Annotated in this window: 11 protein-coding genes; 7 read left to right on the top strand and 4 right to left on the bottom strand. The window is 73.6% G+C overall.

The window, feature by feature from the left end; genetic code table 11:
* The first annotated feature begins 203 nt into the window (after positions 1-203).
* Positions 204-1,772, top strand: coding sequence for a DEAD/DEAH box helicase (locus OG689_RS36190; protein WP_266325481.1), 1,569 nt, complete (start codon positions 204-206; stop codon positions 1,770-1,772).
* Between the two features lie 364 nt (positions 1,773-2,136).
* Complete coding sequence (locus OG689_RS36185; protein WP_266325479.1) at positions 2,137-3,834, top strand: DUF885 domain-containing protein; 1,698 nt, start codon at positions 2,137-2,139, stop codon at positions 3,832-3,834.
* 119 nt (positions 3,835-3,953) lie between these two features.
* Here OG689_RS36185 and OG689_RS36180 read toward each other — a convergent pair whose 3' ends face one another.
* Positions 3,954-4,724, bottom strand: a complete 771-nt coding sequence (locus OG689_RS36180) for an alpha/beta fold hydrolase (protein WP_266325477.1) — start codon at positions 4,722-4,724, stop codon at positions 3,954-3,956.
* Between the two features lie 965 nt (positions 4,725-5,689).
* Between OG689_RS36180 and OG689_RS36175 the strand changes: the two genes are divergently transcribed.
* The 4 genes from OG689_RS36175 to OG689_RS36160 all read left to right on the top strand — a co-directional run bounded on the left by OG689_RS36175 (position 5,690) and on the right by OG689_RS36160 (position 9,231).
* A complete protein-coding gene (locus OG689_RS36175; protein ID WP_266325475.1) occupies positions 5,690-6,724 on the top strand; it encodes an NlpC/P60 family protein in 1,035 nt (344 codons plus the stop codon).
* 487 nt (positions 6,725-7,211) lie between these two features.
* Positions 7,212-7,667: a DoxX family protein gene (locus OG689_RS36170; protein WP_266325473.1), complete on the top strand. Its 456-nt coding sequence runs from the start codon at positions 7,212-7,214 to the stop codon at positions 7,665-7,667.
* A 168-nt stretch (positions 7,668-7,835) separates the two neighbouring features.
* Complete coding sequence (locus OG689_RS36165) at positions 7,836-8,981, top strand: inorganic phosphate transporter (RefSeq protein WP_266325471.1); 1,146 nt, start codon at positions 7,836-7,838, stop codon at positions 8,979-8,981.
* Positions 8,982-8,997: 16 nt separating this feature from the next.
* Positions 8,998-9,231: a hypothetical protein gene (locus OG689_RS36160; RefSeq protein WP_266325469.1), complete on the top strand. Its 234-nt coding sequence runs from the start codon at positions 8,998-9,000 to the stop codon at positions 9,229-9,231.
* Between the two features lie 104 nt (positions 9,232-9,335).
* Here OG689_RS36160 and OG689_RS36155 read toward each other — a convergent pair whose 3' ends face one another.
* The 3 genes from OG689_RS36155 to OG689_RS36145 all read right to left on the bottom strand — a co-directional run bounded on the left by OG689_RS36155 (position 9,336) and on the right by OG689_RS36145 (position 11,695).
* Positions 9,336-9,995, bottom strand: a complete 660-nt coding sequence (locus OG689_RS36155; protein ID WP_266327691.1) for a VIT family protein — start codon at positions 9,993-9,995, stop codon at positions 9,336-9,338.
* A 273-nt stretch (positions 9,996-10,268) separates the two neighbouring features.
* Positions 10,269-10,922 (bottom strand): CoA transferase subunit B, encoded by a 654-nt coding sequence (locus OG689_RS36150; protein WP_266325467.1) that lies wholly within the window; start codon positions 10,920-10,922, stop codon positions 10,269-10,271.
* Between the two features lie 2 nt (positions 10,923-10,924).
* Positions 10,925-11,695, bottom strand: a complete 771-nt coding sequence (locus OG689_RS36145; protein ID WP_266325465.1) for a CoA transferase subunit A — start codon at positions 11,693-11,695, stop codon at positions 10,925-10,927.
* A gap of 325 nt (positions 11,696-12,020) precedes the next feature.
* Between OG689_RS36145 and OG689_RS36140 the strand changes: the two genes are divergently transcribed.
* Positions 12,021-13,247, top strand: coding sequence for a substrate-binding domain-containing protein (locus OG689_RS36140; RefSeq protein ID WP_266325463.1), 1,227 nt, complete (start codon positions 12,021-12,023; stop codon positions 13,245-13,247).
* The last annotated feature ends 1 nt before the right edge of the window (position 13,248 follow it).

Here is a 13,248-nt window from a genome sequence, read left to right as displayed (position 1 = left end):
GGCGCCCTGCCGTGACAGCTCACGGTTCGAGGTTCTTCGCTCCCGCCCTCCGCGGTGAGCGCCGACCGTAGGTGACGTGCCGCACGGTTCCACCGTCCACGCTCCGCCCGTCGTACTTCCGGCCCGTTGACTTGCGGTCTCCGCCGGCGCCTCGCGCCGCGGAGCCTTCCTCGTGGCGTGCCGACCCGAGGAAGGTCTCCCGCATGAACCGTTCCAGTCGCCCCTCGTACCGCAGCGCCGGCTCCCGCTCGGCCGACAGCTCCCGCTCCTCCGCCGGTTCCCGCTCCGGTTCCCGCTCCGGCGGCAGCTCCTTCTACGGCGACCGGCCGGCCGGCGGCCGGTACTCCGGCGGCCGCGGTGGCCGTCAGGGATCGGCCCCGCAGGGGGAGTTCGCGATGCCGGTGAGCACCACCCCGGCACTGCCGGCCGTCGAGTCCTTCGACGAGCTGGACATGCCGAAGGCCCTGCTCTCGACGCTGACCCGCCAGGGCGTCACCGCGCCGTTCCCGATCCAGGCCGCGACCCTGCCGAACTCGCTGGCCGGCCGTGACGTCCTCGGACGCGGCCGGACCGGCTCCGGCAAGACCATCGCCTTCGGCCTCGCCGTGCTGGCCCGCACCGCCGGGCGCAAGGCCGAACCGCGCCGCCCGCTGGCGCTGGTGCTGGTCCCCACCCGCGAACTGGCGCAGCAGGTCACCGAGGCCCTCACCCCCTACGCCCACGCGGTCCGCCTGCGGATGGCGACGGTGGTGGGCGGGATGTCGATCGGCCGCCAGGCCCAGGCGCTGAACCGCGGGGCGGAGGTCGTGGTCGCCACCCCCGGCCGGCTCAAGGACCTGATCCAGCGCGGCGACTGCCAGCTGGACGGGGTCGGCGTCACGGTGCTGGACGAGGCCGACCAGATGGCCGACATGGGCTTCCTGCCGCAGGTCACCGAGCTGCTGGAGCAGGTCGAGCAGGACGGGCAGACGATGCTCTTCTCCGCCACCCTGGACCGCAACGTCGACCGCCTGGTGCGGCGCTTCCTCAAGGACCCGGTCACGCACTCGGTGGACCCGTCCGCGGGAGCGGTCAGCACCATGGAGCACCACGTGCTGCACGTGCAGAACTTCGACAAGAACGCCACGATCGCCCACATCGCGTCCCGGGACGGCGGGGTGATCATGTTCATCGACACCAAGCACGGCGCGGACCGCCTGGTGGAGGACCTGCTCGCGAACGGGGTGAAGGCCGCGGCCCTGCACGGTGGCAAGTCCCAGCCGCAGCGCACCCGGACCCTGGAGCAGTTCCGCACCGGCCAGGTCACCGCGCTGATCGCGACCAACGTCGCCGCCCGGGGCATCCACGTCGACGGGCTCGACCTGGTCGTCAACCTGGACCCGCCGAACGACCACAAGGACTACCTCCACCGGGGCGGGCGCACCGCCCGGGCCGGCGAGTCCGGCACCGTCGTCACCCTGGTGCTGCCCAACCAGCGCCGCGAGATGGCCCGCATGATGACCACGGCAGCCATCACCCCCGTCACCACCCGGGTCACCGCCGGCGACGAGGAGCTCGCCCGCATCACCGGCGCCCGGGTGCCCACCGGCATCCCCACCGTGATCGCCGACCCCCTCGTCGAGCGGCCCCGCCGCAGCCCGTCCACCGGCCGCGGCCGCCGCGGCCGCCCCGCCGGCGCCACAGGCGAGACCCGGGCCACCGGCAGCCGGGGCAGCCAGGACTCCTCTGCCGGCCGCCGCCGCGCACCCAGGCGTGTGACCGCCTCGGCGTAGCACCGGCCGGGCGCGGAATCCCTGGATGCGGGCCGGGCCCGCATCGGACCGCCGGGCCACCGGACCGCCAGGTCACCGGCACCGGCTTTCCGCAGCCGCCGGGTGCGGAATCCGTCGGCAGCGCCGCGGGCCCGCTCCCACCCCTCGGTGGCGTCCGAAGACCGATCCCGTCCGAGAAGTGCCCGCCCGGAAACCGCACCGGCCCTGTACCCACGGGGCCGGTGCGGCCGTACGTCCGCCCGGCAGCGGCGGACGGCCCTCGGCACCCGTTCGCGGCCCCGCCGGGGACCCGACCTCCGGGATTCTCGCCTGCACACCGTCAAAATCGCTCCCACCGACGATCACGATGCGTCAGGATGACCGGATGGCAGATGAGATGATCACACCCAGCCGGATCGCGGACGAGCACGTCGCCCGGGTCGCCGCCCACGACCCGACGGTCGCCGCCTGGCTCGGCCTGCACCCCGAGGACCAGCGGCAGCCGGACCTCTCCCCCGAGGGCTACCAGGCGGCCGACGCGCTCAACCGGCGTGCCCTCGCCGAACTCGACGCGGCCGAGGCGACCCGCACCGGCGGCCCGGACCGGTGGGACCCGGACGAGGAGGTCTGCGCACGGCTGCTGCGCGAACGCCTCACCGCCGCCCTGGCCGTCCAGGAGGCCGGGGACAACTTCCGCCAGCTGCGCAACGTCGCCGCGCCCGTCCACCAGGTCCGCGAGATCTTCACCCTGATGCCGACCGCCACCGAGCAGGACTGGGCCACCGTGGCCGGCCGGCTGCGCAACCTGCCCGGTGCCCTGGACGGCTACCGCCGCACGCTCGCCGAGGGCATCTCGCGCGGACTGCTCTCCGCGCCCCGCCAGGCGGCCGTGGTCGTCGACCAGCTCACCGCCTGGACCGGCGAGACCGACGGCGGGGCCGGCTGGTTCGCCGGGTTCGCGGCCGGCGGCCCGGAGCCCCTGCGCCCCGAACTCGACGGAGCCGCGTTGTCGGCCACCGCCGCCGTCGCCGAGTTCCGCGACTGGCTGCGCGACACCTACCTGCCCGCGGCCGCCGGCACCCCGGACGCCGTCGGCAGCGAGCGCTACCTGCGGGCCGTACGCTTCGGCACCGGCGCCGACCTCGACGTGGCGGAGGCCTACGACTGGGCCTGGGAGGAGTTCCACCGGCTGCGGGTCGAGATGGCGGCCGAGGCCGAGCGGGTGCTGCCGGGCGCCGGCGCGCTGGCCACCATGCGGCACCTGGAGGAGCACGGGCACGCGATCAAGGGCGAGGACGGCATCCGCGACTGGCTCCAGCAGCTCATGGACGGCGCGATCGACGCCCTCGACGGCACCCACTTCGACATCCAGGGCCCGGTCCGCAAGGTGGAGTCCCGCATCGCACCGCCCGGCAGCTCCGCCGCCGCCTACTACTCCGCCCCCAGCCTGGACTTCAGCCGCCCCGGCCGCACCTATCTGCCGACCCTGGGCCGGGACACCTTCCCCACCTGGCAGCTGGTCAGCACCTGGTACCACGAGGGCGTACCCGGCCACCACCTGCAGCTCGCCCAGTGGAACCACGTCGCCGACCGGCTCTCCACCTACCAGGTCACCCTCGGCAAGGTCAGCGCCAACCTGGAGGGCTGGGCGCTGTACTCCGAGCGCCTGATGGACGACCTCGGCTTCTTCGCCGAACCCGCCCACCGGCTGGGCTTCCTGGACGAGCAGATGCTGCGCACCATCCGGGTGATCATCGACATCGGCATGCACCTGCGCCTGCCCGTCCCGGCCGGCTCGGGGTTCCACCCCGGCGAGACCTGGACCCCGGAACTGGCGACGGAGTTCATGGCCACGTACAACGGCAGCCCGGAACCGGCCCGGATCAGCGAGATCAACCGCTACCTCGGCTGGCCCGGCCAGGCGATCGGCTACAAGCTCGGCGAACGCGCCTGGCTGCGGGGCCGGGAGGCGGCCCGGGCCCGGCACGGCGCCGCCTTCGACCTCAAGGCCTGGCACATGAAGGCGCTCTCCCAGGGCTCGCTCGGCCTGGACGACCTGGAGGGCAACCTGGCCGCGCTGTAGCCGACTTCTCGGCCCTCAGAGACGGTACGCCGGGCCCCTCTACGCCGGCTCGGGGCCGGCCGCGCGCAGCGGTCGGCCCGGGGCGGCCAGGTCCTGGCGGGCGGCTCGTCGCCTCCCTCTCAGGACGAGCCGCACCTGGCCAGGAAGGAGCGGACGGCATCGGCGAACCCGGCCGGCGCGTCGTGGTGCACGACGTGCCCGGTGGGCAGCTCGACCAGCTCGACCAGCTCGGCCCGGCCGGCCACCATGGCACGGGCGTGGTCGGCGGCCAGTTCGTCGCTCCGCCTTCCACGTACGAGCAGGGTCGGGCACCGCACCCCCGTCCAGTCGTCCCAGTGGTCACCGTTGAGCGCCTGCTGGGACCGCACGGTGTCCTCGATGCCGAACGAGTAGCCCCAGCCGTCCCCGGTTCGCCGTACGGAACACTCCAGATAGGGCCCGGCCGCGCCGAGCGCCGCGATCAGCGCTCCGCGGGACGACGCGCCACGGGGAAGCCGCTCGGTGAACGACCAGTCGCAGTCCACGACCGCGCCGATGTCCTCCACGATCAGGGCGGTGACCCGGCCCGGCTGCCTCGCCGCGTACTGGTAGGCGTTCACGCCGCCCAGGGAGTGGCCGAGGACCGCCACCGGGCCGAGGCCCAGATGGCGCTGGAACGCCGCGATGTCGGCCACGTAGTCGTCCCGTTCATAACTCGGCGCCCGGTCGGACTCACCGTGCCCGCGCTGGTCGAGCGCGATCACCCGCCAGCGTGGCGCCAGTGCCCCGGCCAGCGGCTCGAACGCCGAGGCTTCGTTGTAGTGCCCGTGGAGGGCCAGCAGCGGGACGCCCGGACCACCGAAGTCCAGATACGACAGCCGCCGCCCGCCCACCCTGAAGTACTCACGCATGCCGTCATGCTAGGCAACGCCACCGACACCGAGGGACGGCTGCCGCACGGTCCCCTGCCCGCCGCCGGCCGCCCGGCCCGGTGCCGCCACCCGACCCGTCGGCCCGGGCCGGGCAGCTCGGGTTCACGGTCGACCGCTACGGTGTCCCCGCCGTCGTCGTCTCCCCCTGGGTGGCCGAGGGCCAGGTGTTCAACGAGGAACACTGCGACACCTCAGTGATCGCGACCCTGGCTGATCGCGACCCGGCGCGAACAGTGGGACCCGGACGCCCCGTTCACCGCGCGCGACGCCGCCGCCCGGACCATCTCGCACGCCTTCACCCTCACGACCCCGCGAGACCCCCGGCACCTGGCCCACCCCGGCCCCGCGTCCGGTGCCCCGGTACGTCGAGGACGCCCTGCCGCCGGGCCGAACCCTCTCCGCCCTGGGCAGGGCGGGCCTTCGAAGGAATCCGCGGCTTCGCGGAGCATCACCGCATCCGGATCCAGGGACTTCCGGACGATCCCGGGGCCGAAGTCCCCCCGGAGCAGGCCCTGCAGATCATGCGTGACTTCCTCGCCAGCCAGCTTCCCCCTCCCGGTACCGCCCGCCCAGGCAGCGGACATCCCGCGCACCGGACGCGGGCGGGCACATCGGCTCCGGTAGCGCCGCGGGCCGTCCCGTTCGCGGCCGGGCGAGAGCGACGGCGTCGGTGGGCCGTTCACGATCGGGCGGGGCGAAGCGGCGGACCGATGGGTACGGGGCAGCCTTCGGCGCGCGGGTCCGCCGCCGGTCGGACCTGGCTGACAGTCGGTCAACCCTCCGGTGGTGCCGGTGTGTGGATCGCGTGAATTCCGTGCTGGGGAAGCAAGTTCCTGGTGGGACGGGAGTGGTGGGATGCGCCTGGCTTTACTAGGTTGTTGTCAAACCTTAATTTCCGGAAATTCACTCGATCGAGTGAGTCCGCAGGAAGAAGGAGTGGGTCTTTGACCTCCCACCGCCGTCCGAAGCAGCCGAGCCGCGCGCGGGTGACCGTGCTCACCGCTGCCGCGGTGACCACAGTCGCCCTCTCCGCCCAGATGAGCGCGCACGCCGCGCCCACCACGCCCTCCAAGAAGGAGGAGGTGAAGGCGCAGGTCGACCAGCTCAACGCGGAACAGGAGCAGGCCGCCGAACGCTACAACGGCGCCAAGGAGCGGGCCGACCAGCTGCGTAAACAGGCCGACCAACTCCAGGACCAGGTGGCCCGGGGCCAGGAGCAGATGACCCACCTTCAGATCGGCCTGGCCGAGGTGGCCGGCGAGCAGTACCGCACCGGCGGGATCGATCCCTCCGTCCAGCTGATGCTCACCTCCGACCCCTCCGGCTACCTCCAGCAGGCGACCAGCGTCCAGCAGGCCACCTCCAGCCAGGCGGAGGCACTGAAGGGTCTTCAGGACCAGCAGCGCCGGCTCGACCAGCAGAAGACCGAGGCCGCCGCCGTCCTCTCCTCGCTGGACGAGACCACCAAGGAGCTCAACCAGGCCAAGGCGGACGTCAACAAGAAGCTCCAGGAGGCGAACGCGCTGCTGAACTCGCTCAGCGCCGCCGACCGCGCCTCGATCACCCAGGGGGACGGCCGCGCCTCGCGCGACGCCGTCCGGGTGGACCTCGGCTCGCTGCCGCAGGCCGGCGGCTACGCCGGTGTCGCGGTCGCCAAGGCGATGAGCAAGCAGGGCGCGCCGTACCACTGGAGCTCCGTCGGCCCCGACATGTTCGACTGCTCGGGCCTGATGGTGTGGGCCTACCGCCAGGCCAACGTCTCCCTGCCGCGCACCTCCCAGGAGCAGGGCAACGTCGGCACCCGGGTGCCCTCGCTGGCCGAGGCGCAGCCCGGCGACCTGGTGATCTACGGCAGCGACCGGCACCACGTCGGGATGTACATCGGCAACGGGATGGTGGTGCACGCGCCGCACAGCGGTGACGTGGTCAAGGTGATGAAGGCGGACGCCATGCCGATCAACACGATCCGCCGGGTCTGACGCGACGCGCGAGCGGGGCTGCCGCAGCGGGCCGAACGGGGGCATCGGGGTGACGAGAGCAACGAAGGCCACGGGGCGACGGGGGTCGCCCGGTGTCCGGCGCCGGACGCCGAGCGGCGGATTCCGGACATGGAACGGCGACTTGAGGAATCTTTGAGGTTCACAGGACTGCCGCCGGGACCTGACGGTGCGACAGAATTGTCGGTGCCAGGTCAACCGATCACCCGGCGCAGCCCAGCACGGCCGCACCAGGCACCGGGGTCTTCGACCGGCGGGCCGGACCGACGTCCGCCCGCCGGTGCCGGACGCCCACGGGCCGGGCGGCGCACCTGTCCCGCGCCGTCGAGGCGTGTGCGGGTGCGCCGGGTCGGGGACCGCGACCGGGTGACGGACGACCGGACTGCCCGACGGCGCCGGAGTGGGGCCGGCGCCGGGTCCGAACGATCCCCGTACCGGCCGCCGGCCGGACGCCGACCGAGGAGTCCCCGTGTCCTTCGATCCCCGTACCGTGCTCGAACCCGCCAGGCCCCACACGCTGGCACTGTTCCGGATCGTCACCGCCCTGCTGTTCTCGTGCCACGGCGCCGCCTCGCTCTTCGGGGTGCTGGGCGGCACGCGCGGCGGCGGCACCGTCCCGGTCGGGCAGTGGCCCGGATGGTGGGCCGCGCTCATCCAGCTGGCGGGCGGTGTGCTGGTGCTGCTTGGGCTCGGCACCCGGCCGGCCGCCCTGCTGTGCTCGGGTTCGATGGCCTACGCCTACTTCTCGGTGCACCAGGAGAAGGCGCTGTGGCCGATCCAGAACGGCGGTGAACTCGCCGTGCTGTTCTGCTGGGCCTTCCTGGCCCTCGCGGTCACCGGGCCCGGCAGTCTCGCCCTCGACGGGCTGCTGCGCCGCCCGTCGGCCGGCCGGCCGGGGCTGACCCCGGCCAGGACCCGCGCCTAGCTCCGGCCCGGCGATCCCGGGTGCCTCCCGGCCGGGTTCGGGTCGAACGTGCTCGACCCGAACCTGGCCGGGAAGGATCGTGTGTATGCCATCTGCAATCCGACAATCGGACCGGCTGCGGCGAGTGTCGCAGCGCGCGACAGCATCGGGCGCTGTTCTACTGGCTGCATGACCCACATCACGTTCCTTCTCGTGATGGTGATCATCACAGCCCTGGCGTTCGATTTCACCAACGGTTTCCACGACACCGCGAACGCCATGGCCACGTCGATCGCCACCGGCGCGCTGCCCCCGAGGGTGGCCGTGCTGGTGAGCGCCGTCCTCAACGTGGTCGGCGCCTTCCTGTCCACGGCGGTGGCCAAAACGATCTCCGGCGGCATCGTGAACGACGGACTCATCACCCTGGGCATGATCTTCGCGGGGCTGGTCGGCGCGATCCTCTGGAACCTGCTCACCTGGTTGCTCGGACTCCCGTCGAGCTCGTCGCACGCGCTGATCGGCGGGTTGATCGGCGCGGCCTGGGTCGGTGCGGGGCTGAAAGCCGTGAACTTCACCGAGGTGCTCGAAAAGATCATCATCCCGGCGTTCGCCGCACCGGTGGTCGCCGGGATCGCCGCACTGCTGGCCACCCGGCTGGCCTACCGGCTCAGCGGGCGGGCCGGCGAGGCGTCGGTGGACCGGGGCTTCCGGTTCGGGCAGATCGGGTCGGCCTCACTGGTCTCGCTCGCCCACGGCACCAACGACGCGCAGAAGACGATGGGCGTGATCACCCTCAGCCTGATCTCCGCGGGCGCGCTGGCCTCCGGTTCGGGGCCGCCGACCTGGGTGGTCCTCACCGCGGGCCTGGCCATCGGCCTGGGGACCTACCTCGGTGGCTGGCGCATCATCCGGACACTGGGCCGGGGATTGACCGACATCCGCTCGCCGCAGGGCTTCGCCGCCGAGACGGCCTCCGCCACGGTCATCCTCAGCTCCGCCCACCTCGGGTTCGCGCTCTCCACCACGCAGGTCTGCAGCGGCAGCATCATCGGCGCCGGGCTCGGCCGCCGCCGGTCGCAGGTCCGCTGGAACACGGCCGGCCGGATGGCCGTCGCCTGGCTGATCACCCTGCCGGCGGCGGGCCTGATCGGCGGAGCAGCCTCCGCCGTCGTGGTGCACGGCGGAACGATCGGGACGGTGGCGGTGGCGGTGGCCGCCGTGGTCGCGGCGACGGTGATCTACCTGCTGTCCCGGCGCAGCCCGGTCACCGCCGACAACGTCAACGACGCCCGTACCGTGACGGTCAACCCGCAGCCCGCCCCCGCGGGCAACTGAGAGGGAGGAGGCCGCCGTGGCACTGGACTGGAGCGCCCTGGGCGAGGTCACCGCCGTCAGCATCGGCACCACCGTCGCGGTGGCCGTGGTGTTCACCCTGGGGGTGCGGGCGATGCTGAGCCACCAGGCGGCCAGGAGCACCGGCCGGACTTCGGTCGCCGCCCTGGCGGGGGCCTCGTTGTGCTTCCTGGCCTGCGGCGCCGCCGTGCTCTACGGGCTGTATCTGATCATTCCGCAGTTCCACGACTGAGGGCAGCGCGGAGCTGCCCGGACGCGATGCCGTCGACGCCGGGACGTCCCGGCGGGCGAGCCGGCTGCCGAGGAGGATCGCCGGCGCCCGTACCCCGCGCCGCCTCACACCCCCGCCGCGTCCAGAGCGACGCCCAGGCCGTAGGTGACCGCCATCGCCAGCCCGCCGCCGAGCACGTTGCGCAGGACGGCCCGCCGGGGCGGCGCCCCTCCCAGGCGGGCGCTCAGCAGGCCGGTGACCAGCAGCGCGCAGAGCACCGTGGCGGCCGTGCCCGGCGCCCGCACGGCGGCCGGCAGCAGCAGGACGGCGAGCAGGGGGCAGAGCGCCCCGACGGTGAAGGAGACGAAGCTGGCCCAGGCGGCCTGCCAGGCGCTGGTCAGCTCCTCGGGGTCGATCTTCAGTTCGACCTCGGCGTGGGCGGCCAGCGGGTCCTGTTCGGTGAGCCGGACGGCGACCTCGCGGGCCAGCCCGGCCGGCAGGCCCTTGGCCTCGTAGAAGCCGGCGAGTTCGGCGAGTTCGGCCGCCGGGTCCTCGGCGAGCTCGCGCTGCTCCTGGCGCAGCGCGGCCCGTTCGGAGTCGCGCTGGCTGCTGACCGACACGTACTCGCCGACCGCCATCGAGAGCGAGCCGGCCAGCATCCCGGCCAGGCCGGCGGTGAGCAGCGCGCTCTCGGAGGTGGTGGCTCCGGCCACGCCCATCACCAGGCCGGCGGTGGAGACCACCCCGTCGTTGGCGCCGAGGACGGCGGCCCGCAGCCAGTTCAACCGGGGGCCGAGCGCTCCGCCATGGGACTCGGCGTGCCCGCCGTCCTCCTCCGGTCCACCGCCGCTACCGCTGCCGCCACCCGGTGGGCCCGCTTTCCCGGTCTCCGGCACGCTGCCCGCCTCCGTCCGTCCCGCCCCGACGGGCCCGCGGGCCCTGGTCCCGGTCATCCTCCCGGCCCGGCCGGGCGTCCGGGCCCAGCGACACACGGCAGGCCGGCGCGGCACCCGGCGGGCCGGGGCCGATCGCCGGCGGCCAGCCGCCCGAACCGGGGGTCAGACGCCGACGGCCAGGTCGGTGCCCACCGCCAGGTCCGCGCCGGTGGCCGCGCGGACCTCCTCCAGGGTGGTGCCCGGGGCGAGCTCGACCAGCCGCAGGCCGTCCGGGGTGACGTCGACGACGGCGAGGTCGGTGACGATGCGGTCGACCACCCGGCGGCCGGTGGCGGGCAGCGTGAGCTCCCGGACGATCTTGGGTGAGCCGTCGCGGGCGGTGTGCTCCATCACCACGATCAGGCGGCGGGCGCCGTGCACCAGGTCCATCGCGCCGCCCATACCCTTGACCATCTTGCCGGGGATCATCCAGTTGGCCAGGTCGCCCAGGGCGGAGACCTCCATCGCGCCGAGCACCGAGACGTCGATCCGCCCGGCCCGGATCATGCCGAAGGAGAACGCCGAGTCGAAGTACGAGGCGCCGTCGGCGGTGGTGACGGTCTCCTTGCCGGCGTTGATCAGGTCCGGGTGCTCCTCGCCGTCGTACGGGTAGGGGCCCACGCCGAGGATGCCGTTCTCGGAGTGCAGGACGACGTGCACCCCCGGCGGGACGTGGTTGGGGATCAGGGTCGGCAGGCCGATCCCCAGGTTGACGTACTGGCCGTCCCGCAGTTCCCGGGCGGCGCGAGCGGCGAGCTGGTCGCGGTCGAGCGGCATGGTCAGTTCTCCTCGGCTGCGCCGCGGGCGGCGGATCGGACGGTACGGCGTTCGACGCGCTTCTCGGCGGGGCCGGCGGGGACCACCCGGTCGACGTACACACCGGGCAGGTGGACGGCGTCCGGGGGCAGTTCGCCCGGCTCGACGATCCGCTCGGCCTCCACCAGGGTGATCCGGCCGGCCATCGCGCAGAGCGGGTTGAAGTTGCGGGCGGCGGCGTGGAAGACGCAGTTGCCGTGGCGGTCCGCGACAGCCGCGCGCACCAGGGCGAAGTCGGCGGTGACGGCCTCCTCCAGCAGGTACCGGCGGCCGCCGAACTCCCGTACCTCCTTGGGCGGTGAGGCCAGCGCCACCGAGCCGTCGGCCGCGTAGCGCCAGGGCAGGCCGCCCTCCTCGACCTGGGTGCCGACGCCGGCCGGGGTGAAGAAGGCCGGGATGCCCGAGCCGCCCGCGCGCAGCCGCTCGGCGAGCGTGCCCTGCGGGGTGAGCTCCACCTCCAGTTCGCCGCTCAGGTACTGGCGGGCGAACTCCTTGTTCTCCCCCACGTAGGAGGAGGTCATCCGGGCGATCCGGCCGGCCCGGAGCAGCAGGCCCAGACCCCAGTCGTCGACGCCGCAGTTGTTGGAGACCACCCGCAGCCCGGTCGGGCCGGCTTCGGCCAGCGCGTCGATCAGCGTCGAGGGGATGCCGCAGAGGCCGAAGCCTCCGACGGCCAGCGTCGCCCCGTCGGGGATGTCCGCCACCGCGCGCGCCGAGGTCACCACCTTGTCCATGTTCCTGCCTTCCGTCCGGGGAGCCGTGCCTTCGCTGCCTCCCCCGGCGGCGGGAATCCGTGCAGGCCGGGGCGGTGAGGCCCTTTTCACTGTTCCGGCACCGCCCGCGGCTCGGCCATGTGCGCCCACCACACGGCGCCCGGCCCAGGTGTTGCTGCCGCCCACATGTCCGGGCCCGGCCGCCGCTCCTAAGGTCTCACCAACCACCCACCATGACCCCGCCGCCACCCGGAGCGTGACCCTCGGGGAGCGTCCGCACGGACGCTCCCGCACCCCGGGCGGCGGCGGACGGCAACAGACTCCCCGGGAGCCGACCACCATGCGCATGCGCACCGCACACGTCGTCAGCAGCAGACCCCTGCAGGCGCTTTCCCTGCTGACCGCCGGCGCCGTCCTCACCGGGTGCGCCGCCGCCGGCACGGCCGGCTCCGACAAGGCCGCCGCCGGGGACTCCTCGCCCGTCAAGGTCGGCCTGGTGTACTCGCGCAGCGGTCCGCTGGCCGCCTACGGCAAGCAGTACCTGGACGGCTTCACCGCCGGCCTGGCCTACGCCACCAAGGGCACCAACAAGGTCGCCGGCCACCCGATCGAGGTGACCGAGCAGGACGACGCCGGCGATCCGGCGAAGGCCGTGGCCGCCGCCAAGGACCTGGCGGGCAAGGGCTACAAGATCCTGGCCGGCAGCACCGACTCCGGGGTGGCCCTGCAGGTGGCCCCGCTGGCCGCGCAGAACCACCTGCTGTTCATCAGCGGCGCGGCCGCCACCGACGCCCTGACCGGCATCAACAAGTACACCTTCCGCTCCGGGCGGCAGTCCTACCAGGACATCCTCGCGGCCGGGACGCTGCTGCTCGGCGCCAAGGACAAGAAGGTCACCGTCCTCTCGCAGAACTCGGCGTTCGGCCAGGCCAACGTCGCCGCCGTGAAGTCCGCCCTGGAGGGCCAGGGCGCCGTGGTGACCTCGGTGCTGGCGCCGCCCAGCGCCACCGACCTGACGCCGTTCGCGCAGCAGGTCAAGGCCGGCTCCCCCGACCTCGTCTACGTGGCCTGGGCCGGCGCCAGCGCCCCGGCCCTGTGGACGGCGCTGGACCAGCAGGGCGTGCTGGACGCCGGCAAGGTGGTGACCGGACTGGCCGGAACCGCCTCGTACCCGATCTTCGGGCCGGCCGCCGCGAAGATCTCCTTCCTGGCGCACTACTTCCCCGGCGCGGCCGGCGGCAACGAGGTCGAGAAGGCGATGCTGGACGGGGTCGCCAAGGCCGGCGGGACGCCGGACCTGTTCAACCCGGACGGCTTCACCGCCGCCCAGCTGATCGTGCACGCCGTCGAGGCCGGCAGCGCCACCGACACCGCCGCCATGGTCAAGGCCCTGGAGGACTGGCGGTTCGCCGGCCCCAAGGGCGACGAGCAGGTCCGCGCGGAGGACCACGCGCTGCTCCAGCCGATGTTCACCGCCCGGCTGAACGGCCAGGGAGCCGACGCCAAGCCGGAGTTGCTGCACACCCTGCCCATGTCGGCGGCCGCGCCGACGGTCAAGTCGATCGCGGGCTGAC

The sequence above is a fragment of the Kitasatospora sp. NBC_00240 genome (assembly GCF_026342405.1).
GTDB lineage: Bacteria > Actinomycetota > Actinomycetes > Streptomycetales > Streptomycetaceae > Kitasatospora.
The sequence above is the reverse complement of the archived record's forward strand: the minus strand, read 5'-3'. Positions and strand labels throughout refer to the sequence as shown.

Bases quoted from the DNA above. Each gene is read 5' to 3' on its own strand.
- OG689_RS36190 (WP_266325481.1), top strand. From the start codon at position 204: ATGAACCGTTCCAGTCGCCCCTCGTACCGCAGCGCCGGCTCCCGCTCG.
- OG689_RS36185 (WP_266325479.1), top strand. From the start codon at position 2,137: ATGGCAGATGAGATGATCACACCCAGCCGGATCGCGGACGAGCACGTC.
- OG689_RS36180 (WP_266325477.1), bottom strand. From the start codon at position 4,724: ATGCGTGAGTACTTCAGGGTGGGCGGGCGGCGGCTGTCGTATCTGGAC.
- OG689_RS36165 (WP_266325471.1), top strand. From the start codon at position 7,836: ATGACCCACATCACGTTCCTTCTCGTGATGGTGATCATCACAGCCCTG.
- OG689_RS36150 (WP_266325467.1), bottom strand. From the start codon at position 10,922: ATGCCGCTCGACCGCGACCAGCTCGCCGCTCGCGCCGCCCGGGAACTG.
- OG689_RS36145 (WP_266325465.1), bottom strand. From the start codon at position 11,695: ATGGACAAGGTGGTGACCTCGGCGCGCGCGGTGGCGGACATCCCCGAC.
- OG689_RS36140 (WP_266325463.1), top strand. From the start codon at position 12,021: ATGCGCACCGCACACGTCGTCAGCAGCAGACCCCTGCAGGCGCTTTCC.